This window comes from Patescibacteria group bacterium, assembly GCA_028692545.1.
Classification (GTDB): Bacteria; Patescibacteriota; Patescibacteriia; order UBA1558; family S5-K13; genus STD2-204.
Window position 1 is genome coordinate 1 of the sequence record JAQUXC010000010.1, and the last position, 17,285, is coordinate 17,285.

Genomic DNA, 17,285 nt, shown 5'->3' on the forward strand with positions numbered 1-17,285 from the left:
TTGGAACACTCCTTATGAATGGCTAAATTATTACAATTTTAAAAGAATACATTTAACCCTTAACGGACTTACTCCTCATGAAAAGTATTTAGAAAGTGTAACCCTTGACTGTTAACTGTACATACAATAAATATGTAAAAATATAACTAAATACCTTTAAAAATAGTTGTATAGTCTAGAAATAGGATGATATAATAAATTTAATTAAATATTGATATAAAAAATGAATCTCCAGACAAATCTTGATCAAATCTACGGAATTGGTCCAAATATATACAAAAAACTTCAAAAACTCGGACTTTCAAAAGTTGAAGATATGCTTTTTTATTATCCGTTTAGATATGATGATTATTCCAAAATAAAAAATATAAGCGAATTAAACGATGGTGAAACAGCAACTGTAAAAGGAAAAATAATCCATATAGCCAACAAACGAGCAAAAACAAAAAAAATGAACATTACAGAGGCTATTTTGGAAGACAAAACAGACCAAATCCAAATTGTATGGTTCAATCAACCATTTATAATAAAAAACTTAAAAATTGGTGATGAAATATTTGTATCAGGAACAATAAAAAAATCACTCCTCGGCTTTTCATTTGTAAGCCCAACTTATGAAAAAGTACAAGCCAGTACAACTCATACTGCAAGAATAGTTCCAATTTATCCAAGCACAGAAAAGCTTACTCAAAAACAAATAAGGTATATTATCAAACAATGTATTCCGGCTTCATATTTATTAGAAGATATACTGCCAAATGAAATTGTAAATGAAGAAAAATTTATAGAGTTTGATGAGGCAATAAGACAAATTCATTTCCCAGAAAATTATGAAACTTTAAAAAATGCAAAAAATAGACTTTCATTTGATGAAATATTTACACTACTTTGTATTTCCAAAAAGATAAAAAATGAAAATGAAAAACAAAATGCATATGAGATAAAATTCAATGAATATGAAATACAAAAATTTGTAAAATCATTACCATTTGATCTCACAGATGATCAAAAAAAATCAGCCTGGCAAATATTTCAAGATATGCAAAAAAATATTCCTATGAATAGATTACTTGAAGGAGACGTTGGGAGTGGAAAAACAATAGTAGCTCTTATGTCAGCATACAATACAATATTAGACAAATATCAAGCATCATTGATGGTTCCAACTCAAATATTAGCAAAACAACATTTTGAAAATATTATAAAATACTTAGAAAAAGAAGATATTAATATTGCATTATTTACAAATAAAGATAGAAAAATATATAACGGCAAAAAACAAATAGCTATTATACCTAGTAAAAAAGTCATAGCAGAAAAAATAAAAAATCATGAAATAGATTTTGTAATAGGTACGCATTCTATAATACAAAAAGATATAAAATTTAAAAAATTAGGACTTATAATAGTAGATGAGCAACATAGATTTGGGGTAAAACAAAGACATGAACTCATGGAAAAATCAAAATCCAAAAAATCTCCACATTTTTTATCAATGACAGCAACTCCAATTCCAAGATCACTTGCTCTTACAATTTTTGGTGATTTGGATATTTCAAGAATTACACAAAAACCAATTGGAAGAAAAGAAATTATTACAAAGCTCATTGAGCCAAAAAATAGAACAAAAGCATATGAGTTTATATACAATCAAATTAATCTTGGACGACAAATATTTGTAGTTTGTCCTCTTATAAATGAATCTGACAAACTTGGAGTAAAATCCGTAATGACAGAATATGAAAAATTAAATAATGAAATATTTCCAAATATTGAAATAGCATATCTTCATGGAAAAATGAAGGAAAATGAAAAGAAAAAAGTTCTAGATGATTTTGGAGAAAACAAAATTAAAATTCTTGTTTCTACCTCTGTAATAGAAGTTGGAATAGATTACAAAAATGCAAACATTATGATGATAGAAGGTGCGGATAGATTTGGACTTGCATCACTTCACCAATTTCGAGGAAGAGTTGGCCGTGGAGAATATCAATCATTTTGTTTTTTATTTACTGACAATACTAATCCTCTTACAAAAAGAAGATTGGATATTTTGACAAGTACAAATGATGGTTTTAAACTAGCTGAATATGATTTAAAATTTCGTGGAAGTGGAGATGTTTATGGTGAAAAACAATCAGGATTTATGACACAAATAAAATTAGCTGACTTATCAAATTTTGAACTCATCAAAAAAGCTCAAAAATGGACAAATATAATATTTTCCAAAAACACTAATTTAGACAATTATCCATTATTAAAAGAAAAACTTTCAAAAATTTCAAACAATATTCACCTAGAATAGCTTTACATAATCCTTCAAATATGATTAGATAATATAATTTATTCGAAAAAGGAGGATAAATGTTAATAGATATACTTATCTATTTTACAATTACTGTTATTACAACAGGTGTTGTATTTCTTGGAATACCCACGATAAGTACATCTATTGCACTTATCGCTGGATATTATTTAAAGACTCCAATATTTGTTGGTTTATCAATAAGTATTGGAAGTGGAATTGGCTCTGTCTTAGCACAAAGAGCTGGACAAAAGTTTTTTGAGGCAAAAAACATTAAAGAATCCAAACTTAAAACATGGATTGAGTATTTGGGAAAAAAATACCAAAAATACTTATTTCCATTTATAGTTTTTATCTCTGTCATTGGAATGCCAAGCTCTTGGCTTTTATGTTCAGTGGCTAAAGACTATTCTAAAAGAAAAATATTCATCATTCAAGTTACAACAAGATGTATATATTTTTCTTTTTTATCTTATTGTGTTGAAAATCGAATAGAGATAATAAACATAATACAAAATGTTATAAAATAAAAGCTCTGGATAAATACAATGCCAGAGCTTTTAAATTTATATAAAAAAAATTATTTTACTAAATATTTTTCCAAATCTTTTATATTTTCTACTTCAATAAGATTTACACCTTTTACATCTATTTTTTTATCAAATTTTGAAACTATAATATTTTTAAATCCCAAGGCAATTGCTTCTTTTATTCTTTCCTTTGTTTTTGGTACTGACCTTACCTCTCCACTTAGACCGAGTTCGCCAAAAACAATTGTACTTTCTTTTGTGTTCTTGTCATAATATGCAGACATTATTGCCATAGCTACTGACAAATCTAGCGATCTATCATTTACCTTAAAACCACCTGTTAAATTTATATAAATATCATAAGAGCCCAAATTCATATCGGCCCTGGTGGACAATACTGCAAGTAATAATTCCAAACGCTTCTGATCAAATCCAGAAGTAGTACGTTTTGGATAACCGAAGTTTGTTTTGTTTATAAGTGCTTGAAGTTCAAGCATAAGTACTTGATTTCCATCAACAATTGAAGTAATAATTGTTCCTTTTGTCTCTCCTTTCAAACTAGATAAGTATATATTTGATGGATTTATAACTTTTTTAAATCCGGTTTTTGTCATTTCCAATACTTCAGAATTGTCTGTGCTTCCATATCTATTTTTTATAATCCTAAGCATTCTATATCTGTTCAATCTATCTCCTTCCAAACTCACAACACAATCGACTAAATGCTCAAGCGCTTTTGGTCCAGCGAGATCACCTGACTTATTTACATGACTTACTATCAAAATTGCCATATTCAATTTTCTAGCAATTTCCATAAGTTTTACAGTGCATGCTCTTACTTGACTTACCCCTCCAGCATCAGAATCTATATCACCTGTATAAATAGTTTGAATAGAATCAACAATTAATAAATCTGGCTTTGACTTTAGTGATGCTGATAAAATTACTTCCAAACTATTTTCTGCTAAAAATTGTAAATTTTTTACTTTTATATTTAATCTATCAATACGGGACTTTACTGAAGATGCAGTCTCCTCTCCTGAAATATATAATGTCTTAAATTTATCAGATAATATCTGAGAAATAATAGTAGACTTTCCAATTCCTGGCTCACCACCAAGTAAAACAAGTGAACCTTTTACAATTCCGCCACCTATTGCAATATCAAAAGAATCAAAATCAGTTTTCAATTTTTGATTTTCGCTATTTGATATTTTTGATAAGTCTATAAAATCAATTTTCACATCTTTTAAAATATTTTCCTTTTCTTTTTTCTCTGAATTTGTAATGACTTCTTTTTCCAAAGTTCCCCAAGAACTACACTCACTACATCGTCCTGACCATTTTGGAAATTGTGCTCCACACTTAGAACATGAGTATACTATTTTCATATCAATTTCTATTGATTAATACGTGATCTTATTTGATCCATATTTAAACAAGGACATGCCTTGGGAACACCTAATTCATTATGACCAACCACCATATTTTTTGGAATATCATATTTACTTTGTAGTCTCTTTATCTCATTTATTAATGCAACTAATTGTATTTCTTTTATCGTTTCATTATTAACAGCAGTAACAAGGTCTTGATTAGAAGTATGCCTATTAGATTGCCACTCTGCACAACCAGAATATGACACACCAACACTTTTACTATTATAATTTGTAGCATGTGCACCAACTTTATCATCACCTCTTCCATCTACAACACGACCATCCCTTTCTATATACCTATTATAACCTATACCCCCTCTCCAACCCAAACTAAGGTGATAATTATTTACAGCATCTCTAGTCATAATACCAGCTGCTGTATGTATAATAATATATTCTGTTCTATTCCTAATTGCAGAGGCAGAATTTAGCTCAGAACTAGTTCCTTCTGGTATTTCTACTGGTTCTATTATGCCTACATTTAAAGATTTTGTTACAACAAGATTAGGATTTATTGTTTTTAGTAATAAGAAAGAACCAAGCGTAATTACAAGTCCTATGATAGCTCCAACTATACGCTCTTTTGCTTCACCTATTTTTGATTCATTTCCACCCGCTGATACCCACTGAAATCCACCTATCATTATTACTATTACAGCCATTACTCCAGCTAAATAAAGAACATAATTATATACAGCGGATATATACGTTGCCAATAAGTCTGGGCTTATCTCAACCTCATCCTGAAATCCTGGAATAGGGACTTCTGGTTTAAACAAATTTTTCTTAGCTTCAGATTCTGTATTAGCTTTACTAACACAGCATAGACCAGTTTCACATTTAGCGGGATCAATTTTTTCATTATCAGTAGAACATGAAGTTTTACAAGTTCCACCTTTCAATTTACAAAGTGATACACAACAATTATATCCTTCAGTACAATTAGACCATTTATTACCTAGAGAATTTTTATTTCCAAGATCTCTCTCATACAAAGCATTACAAGAAGTTTTACAAGTATCCCAACATACTTCTCTTCTGTATTCATTACTTATTTGTTGATTATTATATTGTTGAATAGCATCTTGTTCCTGTTGCCAATCTGGACTATATATTGTTTGCTCACCATTCGTAGGATTATAATATATTTGCTGTCCATTGGCATCATAAAAATAATCTTGTTGAGCAAACACAATAGGAAATGGAAATAATATAAAAATAAACAAATAAATTAAATATATAACAAATTTTTTCATAAAGAATTATTTTATTAAATTACTTATAATAATATCCAACTTTTCAAAATTTATTTCTTCAGTATATCTATCTTGATTTACAAAAATTGCAGGAATATCTTTTATATTTAACACATAAGCTTCATTTATATTATATTCTATATCAACAAGATACCTTTGGGATTGATAACATGACAAAAAATCAGTAAGAGGAATATTTAATTCATTTGCTATATTTTTATACAATTCAAAAGAATAATGACCTTGATTTTCCAAAAGTTTGGCTTGATACTCCCAATATTTTTCACTAGGAAGAGCGCATCTTGCAGCAAGTGCGGCTGCCTTTGCAAAATAGTGATTTGGAAGTGGTAAATCTTTCCATACAAAATTTACTTTATCTGGATATTTCAATATAATTTGATCAATAATACCAAGAATATTCTTTACATTTTCTAGTTCATAATCTGCAAATAAATAAATAGTAACTGCTGTATTCAATTTTCCTTTCACCGGATCATTTTCAAAATTAGATAAAACATAATTTTCTGTTGTAATACTTTCGATAACTTCATTTGTATTTTTTGTTTTCAAAATTTTAAAACTTGAAACAATATTATAAATTAAAAATGAAAAAAATATCACAATAAGAAAAAATACTGACATTGATAAAAGTTTATTTTCTTTTTCTTTCATATATTTATATTATATCCAGCTAAATTAAAATCACTTTAAATTTATATCATATAAATATCCAGATGATTCATCTGTATAATATATTTTATCATCACCTTTATTTGAATAAATTTTTCCAATACTCACTCTATTGTTACCCACAATTGGTTTAGCGACAAGTTCTTTTCTACCATTTAATATATTTATCTTATAAATACTATAAGGAATATCTTTTGCTAATTCCTTATACCAACCACTTCCTTCTGGCAAATAATCTGGTACTGCACAATAAACAATTTGATCATCACTTTTACTAAAGTCACATTTATCAATCCAAGTATTTAGATTAATTGGCATTTTACCATAGCCTAATTGATTACTGTAACCATTTGCAATCCATAATGTCGGGGAAAAATCACTACTGCTACTAAAAACATTGTATAAAATTTTATCTCCCTTTGGACTCCACTCTACTTCAAAACCTCTACCATCTACAGTAAGTGATTTCAAATTTTTATTATTTGGATTTATAAAAAATATTTCTTGCCTTTCTCCATCATAATATTCCCTATATGTCGCAACAATTTCATTATCTGGGCTCCAAACACTTTGAACATCAGCTGCTTTTTCTCCTATCGGTTCTACAAATTTCATATTAGCACCATTTGAATCTGACATGGTTATATAATTAAATTCTGTTCTATTGTTAGAATCAACCCATTTGGCAGATATTTTATCACTCACCGGTGAAAAAATAAAATCTCTCATATCAGATGGAAGTGTAGCTATTTGTCTATCTTTTTCAAAATCATACAATACATTACTTCTATCTGGATATGTCATTATAGCTTTATCTCCATTACTAGACCAGGAAACATTATCAACTGCTATGAATTTGTTATCAGAAAGTCTTTTTATTTTTCCATCAGAAGATATCGTAAAAAATGCCTGCTTATCTCTATCATAATAATTAATACCATTATTAGTTTTATTAAAAGAACCTAATTCAATATTTTGAGAAATCAAAAGATTTGACTCTACAAACCCTCCCTTTGCAATTTTATCAATAACTTCTTTTTTATTTATAGTATCATCTTTTTGCACTATAGCTGTAGTTCCAGAACCACCTACTTGCACATTTACATCTCCTGTACCAATTGTAGGTAATGTACCTTGTTGTCCTGTTGATTTAGTTGGAATTATAGGGATATTTTTTTGTTTGAAAAATATAGCATATATAAAATACGTAACCACAAAAATAACCACTACAAATAACAATATTAATAAGATTTTTTTTAAATTTGTTTTATTCATTTCTATTTTATAATAAATCTTTTATAAGATTAGCAATAAAATTAAAATCACTTAAATACCCTATTGGATCTGTAAATATACGCCAAATTTCAGCCAATTTACCAGCTCTTACAATTAATAATATAAGAACTGTTGCTATACAACCTACTACAAACCACAAAAAAGCATCAACACCCAATACAACAAAAGGAACGATACTAGACTTTTCTTTGTTTTTTATTATCTCTTTTATGTTTATAGTATCTGGCACTGAAAGTGATACAAATTTTGGAAATATTCTAAAACTTCCTATATATTTACCAATAAAATGTATTGGCCACCAAGCAAGAATAGATAAGCCAAAAGTATAACCAACTATTTCTGGATCTCCAGTTGCTTTATATAATCCATAACTCAATATTCTTCCGCCATCTTCTACCTTTTTTTCCACTTCAGATACTTTTGTTTTTAATTGATTTAATCTTCTATTCAATAATCTTGCTTTCTGAATTTTTCCAGCATTTGTCAAATTTTCATCTTCTTGAGCCTGAGCTTGTTGATTATCTTCTTGATTCTGATTTCTATATTCTGGTCTTTTATTCATCTCACCAGTGTAATCTGGATTATTATCATACGCTAAGTTACCATCATAACTATTTGAATTATTTGATCTCGAATTTTGATTTGGAAAATCTATAACAGTCATAATATTATTTCAATATAAAAGAATCAACTAACCATTTATCTTCTTCTTTCAACAATTCTAATTCAGCATCACCATAACTTACACTTCCAGAATTATCTATTTTTTGAAAATTTATCAAAACTTTTGCACTAGAATTATCAGAACTTATAAGTTTTGTATTCATAACCTTTGTGGTAACTCCATAATATCCATTATATCCATCTTTTAACTGTTCTGTGTTAATAGAAAAATCTTTTATACTATTTTTCATATCATTGGTTGCATATACGTATGCAGTTACAAAATTATTTTCTTTATTATCAGTAGACCAGCTACCAAATCTCTCCAAAAAATTTCTAGCGACACTGACAACATTTAAATTCAAATTTTCATCTTTTGCTGATATCATTTCTAAATTTTCATTTTTTTCCTCTGTTTTTTGTACATTTGTATTTATAGGAACAGAATTATCAATATTCCTTGTATTTAGATTAATTAATTTTTTATTTAGTTTATCTCTAAATAAAACCACAAAAAATATTAAAAGAATAATAATTATAGATACTATTATCAAAATTCTAATTTGTTTTTTATTCATACTATTTTTGTTCAGTTTAACCAGTTAATCTGGCCTTAACTGAAATATTTAAAATTATTTCTTATTTTCTTCATTAAATTCTCTCTTAGCATCCTCTATTTCAAGTAATTGTCTAGGATCTGAAGTTATAAGCTGATCTTCTGTATAAGATGCTTCTACCTGAATAGCAACATGCTTATTTCCAGCAAAAAATATTCCCTGACCAACCTTACCTTGTAATAAAAGATATTTTTCTTCTTCAGTAAGCATAAAAGTTTTCTGAATTACATCTATAGAGGCTGGAGATTGTTTAAGTAATAATTGAAGAGAAGAATTTGTAACTATAGCTTGTCCATAAGGAGAATTTAAAAAATCATTTACATCCTGAGTAATAGTAGTAACACCTAAATAATATTTTCTACACCTTTTTACAAGTGCATATATAAATTTTGCACTATCCTCGTGTTGCATAAGCCACCAAGCCTCATCAATAACCAATATTCTCTTTTTTACTTGAGATCTAACCAAATTCCATATATATGTGATAATAGTATAAATTGCTATAGGTCGAAGCTCATCCTCTAAATCTCTAACACTAAATACTACTAATTGATTTGTGGTATTTACATTTGTAGGACTATTAAATAATCCAGAAAAAGTACCTTGTGTATATTTTTTAACTCTCTGGGACAAATCTTCTCCACCTTCCATACCATTTAAAACTTCCTCAAAATCACTCATAAGAGGTGGATCTATATTATCCAAATCAGAATCTGCCGTAATATCCTTTCTAGCATAAGTCTCAAGCAATGCACGATCAACTATAGAATCTTCTAAATGAGATAATTTTCCCACCATAAGCCTAATAAGTCCTTTTAGCGTAATAATAGCACTTCTTATTATATCAGCTGACTTCATATCTTTTGTAAGTCCTTTTGGTAGATCAAAAGGATTTACCTTGCTATCTGAATTTAGTGACAAATTTATATAAGTTCCACCAACAGCTTCTGATAAATGCTCATATTCCTTTTCTGGGTCAATAATAACAACATCAGTACCCATCATAAGACTTCTTAAAACTTCTAATTTTATAGCATAAGATTTACCAGCACCAGATGTGGCAAAAACAACCGCATTTGCATTTTGAAGTGAAAATCTATCAAACAATATAAGACTGTTATTGTGTCTATTTATTCCATAAAGTATTCCGTCATTACTTGTAAGTTCAGACGATATAAAAGGAAAAGATGCAGAAGCAGGACTAGAATTCATATTATTTACTATATATAATTCATCATTTCCAAGAGGAAGTGTTGAATTAAATCCTTGTTTTGTTGTAAATAAAGATCTTTTAGTAAATATTAACTTTGATCCAAAAATATTTTCTATAGTTTCAACCCTTTTCGTTAGAGATTCCTTATTATCAGCATAAACCGTAATGTAAAATCCTGTCTGAAAAAATTTTTCAGTTCCTTGCGTTAAACTATCTCTCAAATTTTCTATATCAGAAAGTGCTGTTTGTCTAGTTGGATCACGAGGTGCTCCTTTCTCGGAGTCTGCCATCAATTGTGCTTCTAAATTACCTACTTTATTTCTTAATTTTTTTAAAATTTTCTCAGACGCTACAGGATAATAGTATATAGCAACATCAAGTGGAATAGAATAATTAATAACAGATGCAAACCATCCAACTCCTATATATCTAGGATAAGCAATAATATATATAGTAGACAAGTATTGATCTCCTAAACGCAAAAAACTACTTTCAACTTTCATCGCAGATGGTGCTATTAAATCCTTTATAGATATTCTCCCCTGTCTATATATTTTTTCAGCTTCTAAAAGAGAGATGTTATCAATATTATCAAAACTATCTTCTTTTTTTGTAGCAGTCTTGTTTTCTATTAAAGATTCTTGTATTTCTTTTTTTTGAAACATTATTTTAATTATCAATTTTTACTTTTGATATATCATTTAATTTTTCATTCTTATATATTGATGGATTATAAGAATTATAATATAACTCAACCAAACTAGCAGTATCTAAAATCACTGCTTGCAAATTCATAGAAGATAATCCTTCTTGAATCTGTGCCACTCTTCTAAATAATTGTTCTTTATATTCTTCAAAAAACTTTTTTTTCATTCTGATATTTTTTGCTGCAGAAAATAAATTTGACGTCTTTGAAAAAAAGGATTTCTTTGTATTTGATAAGGTGGAATATGGAATGATCATAAAAAACTTTTTTGTCATTATAGATTGCAATTCAAGAAGTTCATTGACAAATTGCAAATAATCAAGAGTTTGCATTCTTAAAAGTTCGTTAGTTTGTTGTTTTGCTAATTTATCTAATTTTAATAAATATTCATCTATATCCAAATTACGAGATTGTATAACGATTTGAATTGGATAAGTCAAGGAATTTAAAAATGAGTAATAACCACTTATAATAGCTTCTTGTTCATCACTATTTTTTAAAGCAAAATTTACAGAAGATACCATTAAAACCGCTCTAACAGTACCATCTTTTAAAATGATAGTATTATCTCTAATATCAGCTATTTCCAAAACATCTAGAGTAGAATTTTTTGTTGGAACCTTCTTTTTATTCATAATATAAAATTAAATTGTTTTGTTTGCTATTACCTTTTCATCAAATAATTTCTTGTCTTCTAATTCACCTACGTACACCCCACCTGTATCAATTATCAAGGAAACCTCTGAAAGTTTTTTTCTAGAAAAATTTTTTGGAGAAAAAACATAATCATCTATTGTTTCTATTTCCTCTTTTATATCTTTAGAACTATCTTCTTTTTTTTGCCATACACATAGCTTTGGAACTTTGAAAATATAAAACAATAAATCTACAAAAAACTCGTGAAAAATTTTTCCATTTATTTTCACAAAAGCAACAACTATTACTGTAGATGATATAAAAAAAGACTGAAATATAAAAAGTGAAAAATCAGAAAATTTATAAGACAAAAATATAAACATTGAACCTATCACACAGACAATAAATTGTCTAACTGTAATAGGACCTATTATCTTATCTTCTACATCTATAAATTGTGGTACTACAAAACGATCCATATATTAAAATTTTATTTTTTTATTTAAATCTGATATAGCACTAAACTCTTCTCTACTAAGAGTATTCTCATGTGACAAAATCTTCTGTTCTATTATTTTATCTATTGAAACATTTTTTTCCATACTTTCTCTACCTAGTGCAAGATAAGTTTTATAAACCTCACTATCACGCCAATATTTTATAGCCATTGATTTTTTTATATATGATTCTTTTTCAAAAGTTTTTATTTTTTCAACTATTTTTTGAGAAGCTTCTATTGGATTACTAGACAACCTCCTAAAAACCCCTATAGTAACCTCTTTTAACTCCTCTACTGGACTTACCACTTTTTGCATAGGTCTTACTCCTGTTATTTTTGGTTTTTTACTTTCTAACACTTGCTTATTAACATCAAAGACATTTCTTCTTATTAAAGGTATATCTGTATTTTTAGATTCTATTTTTATTGATTGTCTTGGATCTAAATTAGAAAATGGACCTATATTATTATCCTCAATTTTATTACTATAATTTATATTTTCATTTAATTTTTCATATATTATAACACCGTGCACTTCATCTATTTTATCTCTTATATCACTCAATAAATCAACTATTTTTGAAGATATATCAATACTTAAATTCAATCCTCCTTTACTTATTGGATCTCTTAAGGTATTTATAACCGAAACCCTGTCTCTTGTATGTTTTAAAAATGATAATATAACATTTTTTAATTTATTCTCAAGATCTCTTAATAAATTTAAATTATAATTTTGAATTATTTTTTCTACGATTCTATCTAAACTATATTTTTTAGAATCAGTATTAGCTTTTACAATATTATTTTTATATTTTTTTACATCTTCCTCATCATCTATGTCAAAATAAAAATTTGACTTATTATCCCTTATCATTGGCGTAAGAGGGGCAATTGCTTTTTCCTCCATTCCAGTATCCATCAAATCTGTAGTAACTTTTTGTACTGCTCTTTTTGTATCAGAATCTATAATATCGTTCAATGAAAATACTTTAAAATTACCATCCTCTTCTCTAATGATTATTTCGTCATTTAAATCTGAAAAATTTTCCAAATTATTTTTATTTTGGTTTTTATCCATTTATATAAATAAACTTATTTAATTTAATTATAACACATTTTATACTCATATAGAAAATACAAAATATATAAAAAGTGGAAAAATGGAGCTATTTTCTACAAACACTTATAATATTGTTTTTATTACTAGAAAACTCTATTTTTTCTAAATTAAATCCAGTTTTTAAAATCAATCCTTTAAGTTCTGCATTTGTAAATGAATGATAAAATCTATTTGTAAGCAATTTACCATTACTATCTCTATATGGGACTAAAAAATCATTCCAGGAATATTTTTGAAAATTTAAAATATACTTTATATATATTCTCTGAAATAAGTTCCAATTTGTCATAAGTAAATATCCACCTGGCTTAAGCCATTTGTACATATCTTTTAATAAAGAAATCCTCTCTTTTTTTGTTTTTATGTGATGAAATGTTGCAATACATAAAATTATATCAAAACTATTATCTTCAAAATTTGCATTCAAAATATCTTTCGTAATAAAATCTGTCTTTTTAATTTTACCTAAATCCTCGTTTTTGGCATAATTAATCTGATTTAGAGATATATCCAAACCACAATAAGAAATTTCAAAATCTTTCAAAATTCGAAGCATTCTTCCTGAACCACAACCAATATCCAAAACAGATTGACCATCCTGTAAATATTGCTTAAAATCAAATAGTTCTGGCTGTAAAAGCTTTTTTCTAGTAAGATTAAAGTGAGGAGCTATAGAATCGTATGAATTTTTTATATCATTATTAGTCATTTTTTATATAAATCATTATGCTTTCATTATACCAAAAAATATTAAAGAAGCTACTTGAAAAGTCCTACAAAAATAGGGATGAGTTTGAACTTAGGAAAAAACAAATTTGTGGAGAATTCAAAGTAAGACCAATAACCAATACTCCTTTAATTTTTACATATCAGGAATTATTAAAAAATAAAAAAATCAAAAGAAACAAAAATTTTGAAGAAATGACAATAACCAGAAAAACAAGAACTATATCAGGAGTTACTCCAATTACAGTCCTCACAAAACCATACGCTTGCCCTGGAAAATGTATATATTGCCCACACGAAGACAAAATGCCAACAAGCTACTTATCAAATGAACCAGCAGCACAACGTGCAAAAGGATTAAAATTTGATCCATACAACCAAGTTCAATATCGTATAAAAGCACTTGAAACAAATGGGCATTGTGTTGATAAAATAGAACTACTTGTTCTCGGTGGCTCATGGAATGCTTATACAAAAAAATATCAAAATTGGTTTGTTTCACGTTGTTTTCAAGGGGCGAATGATTATCCAAAAAACAATTCCAATAAAAAATACAAACTAGAAAAAATGTTGAAAAAAAATGAATCTGCAAAATATAGAATAATTGGAGAAACACTTGAAACACGCCCAGATCTTATAAATGAAACCGAATTAAAAACAATGAGACACCTTGGATGCACAAGAATTCAATTTGGAGTTCAGCATACGGATGATGAAATATTAAAAAAAGTTAAACGTGGCCACAATCAAAAAGATGTAATCAGAGCTACAAAATTATGTAAAGAAGTTGGATTAAAAGTTGATTATCATTTGATGCCAGATTTGCCCTTTTCAAGTCCTAAAAAAGATTTCAAAATGTTTCAAACTATTTTTGATAATCCTAATTATCGTCCTGATCAAATAAAAATTTATCCCTGTATTGTAACTCGTGAAGCAAAAATTCTTTATAAAATGTTCAAAAATAGAGATTATGTACCATACACAAAAAAAGAATTATTAAATTTACTAATAAATGTAAAAACAAAAACTATTCCATATTATGTGAGAATAAATAGATTGATCCGTGATATTCCAAAAGAATCAATAGTTGGCGGAAATGATATTACAAATTTGCGCCAAAGCATAGAACGTGAAATGAAATTAGATAATTTAAAATGTAAATGCATAAGATGTCGTGAAGTAAAAGACAAAGAAATAAAACTAAAAGATGCAAAATTGTTTATTGAAAAATACAATGCTTCAAGTGGAACAGAATTTTTTATAAGTTATGAAAATTATGAGAGAACTAAATTATATGCTTTTTTAAGATTGAGATTTAATCATGATAAGTCAAAAAATGTTTTCTCTGAACTAAAAAATTGTTCAATTGTAAGAGAGATTCATGTTTATGGAAAACTTGTAGCACATAATGAAAAAGCTTCAAAAACATCAAGTCAACATACTGGCTTTGGCAAAAGACTTATGCAAGAAGCTGAAAATATATCTCACGATAATAATTACAAAAAAATAGCAGTAATCTCAGGAATTGGAGTAAGGGAATATTACAAAAAATTGGGATATAAACTTGATGGCGAGTATATGGTAAAAAAGTTAAAATAATCATCTAAAAAATTATAAAGCAAAGAGTCAGACCATACGATCTGACTCTTTTTTTGAAAAGTTTAATATTTTTTTCTAGTAATAAGGTCAGGCTTCCTTTCAGAAGCAATGCCCATTATTCCATTTTTTTCACTATTATATGTTGCATCAACGATAATGGATAATTTAGAATCATTGACTCCCTTAACATAAATAAAAATAACACCCTCCCCAAGAAAAAAATCATTTCCCGAATCACTCGTTCTTATGATTTCTCCAACAAATGAACTTGTATGTGTCATCAGAAATTGTACAAAAATTGTACAAAATACTGCCTGAGTTGACACAGGAAAATCATCTCCATGAAAAATCTGATGATTATCAAAGGCTTCATATAAGGAGAGGTTTGTAGATTCCTTAACACAACCTTTGTGAATCAGATGCCAATTGGCCACTTCTTCTGGATTTGATAGTTCTGATTTAATATCATCAGCAACTTCAAAAGATAACTTTCCATTTTTCACAACTTCTGTCATTTGTAAAACCGACATACAAGGAACTGGAAGTAATATGTGAGTACTCTGACATTCTTGGAGCAACTGACGTGAAAATGGAATTTTCGCTAATCTTTTTTTGTCTTTGTCTGAGAATACGAAACCCCAATTCTCCATCAAATGAATACTAATGAAATTTCCATGAGACATTATGTCTCTAGCTCGATCTTCGTTCATCGTCATAAAATCAACGATTTGTTCGGCGAGAAGATTTTTTGGAGAATTGATAATCTCCTGTGCAAGTGATTTCGTTAGACCAGCTTTTTCAAGTCTAAGCAAAATCTCATGCTCCTGAGGAACACTAAGTGTTCTCTCATCTTGGCTCATCATGTTATCATTTTTCATGACACACCTCTTTTATTTAGTTTTATTTCACCTTTTGGTGATTTATTGTTAAATTACAACTAAATATTAATATTGTCAAATCAATAAAAAACTTACGGGGTAGTCAAAAATTTAACAATAATAAATATATAATCAAATTATAGATCACATTTGCGACTTTTTTTATTTAAAAAATTAGATTAATTTTATATGAAAATAAATAAATTTATATTTTATTCTATATCAATTCCTAATATATAATCACCAAATAATATTTCATCTATATCATGAATTAATGTATTCCAAAGGTTTCCAAATAATCTTTTTGCAGTAGCTTCTGTCTTTATCCAATGAATAATATTGTTTTCAGATACTACATATACCTTAGGAATGGTTTGCATTTTTATAAGTGTTCCAGAATTAAATGGAACATTTTTTGTAAGTCTATAATTAGCTAGTTCTTCTTTTGTTATTGTATTTACAAATGAAAAGTCATTATTAAAGTATGAATTCCATATATCTTGATTTGAATATGCATGTCTGTTGTTATTACTATCTACAAAATATACTGTTTTACTATCATTTGTCTTTACCCATTGCCCTATAGTCCAACTAAAATTTGAACCATTACTACTATCTGTATTATTATCTTCATCAATATTATCATCTACATTATTATCATTTTCTGTTGTGTTGCCGTCTTCAACACTATCCCATCCTCCACTAGTTGATCCTGTTGATGGTCTAGTTAAAACATTTACTACTCTTGTAGATGTACTTATATTAGTAGCAGTATCTGATACTACATAAGTAACACTATATAATCCTACGTTATTTATATCTACATTACTTATTGATTCAATATTATCTGTTATATCTCCATCTATATTATCAATAGCTATAACCCCTGGATCATAGTAACTATCTCCTTTGTATATTGATAGTGGATTTGGTCCTAGGATGGTAATGGTTGGTGGTGTTGAGTCTAAGAAAACATCAACCACATTTACCGATCTTGTTGATGTGCTTGTATTGCCAGATGAATCAGAAACAACATATGAAACAGAATAAGATCCTAAAGTGTTTGTGTTCACATTGTTAATTGTATTTATTTCATCTGTTAAATCACC

General features: G+C 27.8%; 16 protein-coding genes. 3 read left to right on the forward strand and 13 right to left on the reverse strand.

The genetic code is table 11. The features are described from left to right. Nucleotides 1-223 precede the first annotated feature (223 nt). Both recG and PHZ07_04165 read left to right on the forward strand, forming a co-directional pair. A complete protein-coding gene (gene recG / locus PHZ07_04160; protein MDD3284761.1) occupies nt 224-2,305 on the forward strand; it encodes an ATP-dependent DNA helicase RecG in 2,082 nt (693 codons plus the stop codon). 59 nt (nt 2,306-2,364) lie between these two features. After that, nucleotides 2,365-2,835, forward strand: a complete 471-nt coding sequence (locus tag PHZ07_04165; GenBank protein ID MDD3284762.1) for a hypothetical protein — start codon at nt 2,365-2,367, stop codon at nt 2,833-2,835. A 50-nt stretch (nt 2,836-2,885) separates the two neighbouring features. Here PHZ07_04165 and radA read toward each other — a convergent pair whose 3' ends face one another. From radA to PHZ07_04220, 11 genes are all read right to left on the reverse strand, one after another. Then, nucleotides 2,886-4,226: a DNA repair protein RadA gene (radA, locus tag PHZ07_04170; protein MDD3284763.1), complete on the reverse strand. Its 1,341-nt coding sequence runs from the start codon at nt 4,224-4,226 to the stop codon at nt 2,886-2,888. Between the two features lie 8 nt (nt 4,227-4,234). Continuing rightward, the gene (locus PHZ07_04175) at nt 4,235-5,530 is read right to left on the reverse strand and encodes an N-acetylmuramoyl-L-alanine amidase (GenBank protein MDD3284764.1); all 1,296 of its coding nucleotides are present in this window, start codon (nt 5,528-5,530) and stop codon (nt 4,235-4,237) included. A 6-nt stretch (nt 5,531-5,536) separates the two neighbouring features. Then, on the reverse strand, nt 5,537-6,202 hold the full coding sequence (locus tag PHZ07_04180; protein ID MDD3284765.1) for a thioredoxin domain-containing protein: 666 nt from the start codon (nt 6,200-6,202) through the stop codon (nt 5,537-5,539). Between the two features lie 30 nt (nt 6,203-6,232). Then, complete coding sequence (locus PHZ07_04185) at nt 6,233-7,495, reverse strand: hypothetical protein (GenBank protein MDD3284766.1); 1,263 nt, start codon at nt 7,493-7,495, stop codon at nt 6,233-6,235. Between the two features lie 7 nt (nt 7,496-7,502). Continuing rightward, the gene (locus PHZ07_04190) at nt 7,503-8,180 is read right to left on the reverse strand and encodes a hypothetical protein (GenBank protein ID MDD3284767.1); all 678 of its coding nucleotides are present in this window, start codon (nt 8,178-8,180) and stop codon (nt 7,503-7,505) included. 4 nt (nt 8,181-8,184) lie between these two features. Next, nucleotides 8,185-8,757 (reverse strand): hypothetical protein, encoded by a 573-nt coding sequence (locus PHZ07_04195; GenBank protein ID MDD3284768.1) that lies wholly within the window; start codon nt 8,755-8,757, stop codon nt 8,185-8,187. 54 nt (nt 8,758-8,811) lie between these two features. After that, a complete protein-coding gene (locus PHZ07_04200; GenBank protein MDD3284769.1) occupies nt 8,812-10,674 on the reverse strand; it encodes an ATP-binding protein in 1,863 nt (620 codons plus the stop codon). Between the two features lie 4 nt (nt 10,675-10,678). Continuing rightward, nucleotides 10,679-11,350: a hypothetical protein gene (locus PHZ07_04205; protein ID MDD3284770.1), complete on the reverse strand. Its 672-nt coding sequence runs from the start codon at nt 11,348-11,350 to the stop codon at nt 10,679-10,681. 9 nt (nt 11,351-11,359) lie between these two features. Then, on the reverse strand, nt 11,360-11,830 hold the full coding sequence (locus tag PHZ07_04210; GenBank protein ID MDD3284771.1) for a hypothetical protein: 471 nt from the start codon (nt 11,828-11,830) through the stop codon (nt 11,360-11,362). A gap of 3 nt (nt 11,831-11,833) precedes the next feature. Further along, a complete protein-coding gene (locus tag PHZ07_04215; protein MDD3284772.1) occupies nt 11,834-12,931 on the reverse strand; it encodes a hypothetical protein in 1,098 nt (365 codons plus the stop codon). Nucleotides 12,932-13,019: 88 nt separating this feature from the next. Then, nucleotides 13,020-13,682, reverse strand: a complete 663-nt coding sequence (locus PHZ07_04220; GenBank protein ID MDD3284773.1) for a methyltransferase domain-containing protein — start codon at nt 13,680-13,682, stop codon at nt 13,020-13,022. Between the two features lie 17 nt (nt 13,683-13,699). On the opposite strand from PHZ07_04220, the gene PHZ07_04225 reads away from it, so the two are divergent. After that, entirely contained in the window at nt 13,700-15,298 is a 1,599-nt protein-coding gene (locus PHZ07_04225) for a tRNA uridine(34) 5-carboxymethylaminomethyl modification radical SAM/GNAT enzyme Elp3 (GenBank protein MDD3284774.1), read from the forward strand. Nucleotides 15,299-15,360: 62 nt separating this feature from the next. On the opposite strand, the gene PHZ07_04230 is transcribed toward PHZ07_04225, so the two are convergent. Further along, entirely contained in the window at nt 15,361-16,161 is an 801-nt protein-coding gene (locus PHZ07_04230) for a hypothetical protein (protein MDD3284775.1), read from the reverse strand. 227 nt (nt 16,162-16,388) lie between these two features. Further along, nucleotides 16,389-17,285, reverse strand: an 897-nt coding sequence (locus PHZ07_04235; GenBank protein ID MDD3284776.1) for a DUF5011 domain-containing protein, incomplete at its 5' end; no start/stop codon positions are given.

Bases quoted from the DNA above. Each gene is read 5' to 3' on its own strand.
- recG (MDD3284761.1), top strand. From the start codon at position 224: ATGAATCTCCAGACAAATCTTGATCAAATCTACGGAATTGGTCCAAAT.
- PHZ07_04165 (MDD3284762.1), top strand. From the start codon at position 2,365: ATGTTAATAGATATACTTATCTATTTTACAATTACTGTTATTACAACA.
- radA (MDD3284763.1), bottom strand. From the start codon at position 4,226: ATGAAAATAGTATACTCATGTTCTAAGTGTGGAGCACAATTTCCAAAA.
- PHZ07_04175 (MDD3284764.1), bottom strand. From the start codon at position 5,530: ATGAAAAAATTTGTTATATATTTAATTTATTTGTTTATTTTTATATTA.
- PHZ07_04180 (MDD3284765.1), bottom strand. From the start codon at position 6,202: ATGAAAGAAAAAGAAAATAAACTTTTATCAATGTCAGTATTTTTTCTT.
- PHZ07_04185 (MDD3284766.1), bottom strand. From the start codon at position 7,495: ATGAATAAAACAAATTTAAAAAAAATCTTATTAATATTGTTATTTGTA.
- PHZ07_04190 (MDD3284767.1), bottom strand. From the start codon at position 8,180: ATGACTGTTATAGATTTTCCAAATCAAAATTCGAGATCAAATAATTCA.
- PHZ07_04195 (MDD3284768.1), bottom strand. From the start codon at position 8,757: ATGAATAAAAAACAAATTAGAATTTTGATAATAGTATCTATAATTATT.
- PHZ07_04200 (MDD3284769.1), bottom strand. From the start codon at position 10,674: ATGTTTCAAAAAAAAGAAATACAAGAATCTTTAATAGAAAACAAGACT.
- PHZ07_04205 (MDD3284770.1), bottom strand. From the start codon at position 11,350: ATGAATAAAAAGAAGGTTCCAACAAAAAATTCTACTCTAGATGTTTTG.
- PHZ07_04210 (MDD3284771.1), bottom strand. From the start codon at position 11,830: ATGGATCGTTTTGTAGTACCACAATTTATAGATGTAGAAGATAAGATA.
- PHZ07_04215 (MDD3284772.1), bottom strand. From the start codon at position 12,931: ATGGATAAAAACCAAAATAAAAATAATTTGGAAAATTTTTCAGATTTA.
- PHZ07_04220 (MDD3284773.1), bottom strand. From the start codon at position 13,682: ATGACTAATAATGATATAAAAAATTCATACGATTCTATAGCTCCTCAC.
- PHZ07_04225 (MDD3284774.1), top strand. From the start codon at position 13,700: ATGCTTTCATTATACCAAAAAATATTAAAGAAGCTACTTGAAAAGTCC.
- PHZ07_04230 (MDD3284775.1), bottom strand. From the start codon at position 16,161: ATGATGAGCCAAGATGAGAGAACACTTAGTGTTCCTCAGGAGCATGAG.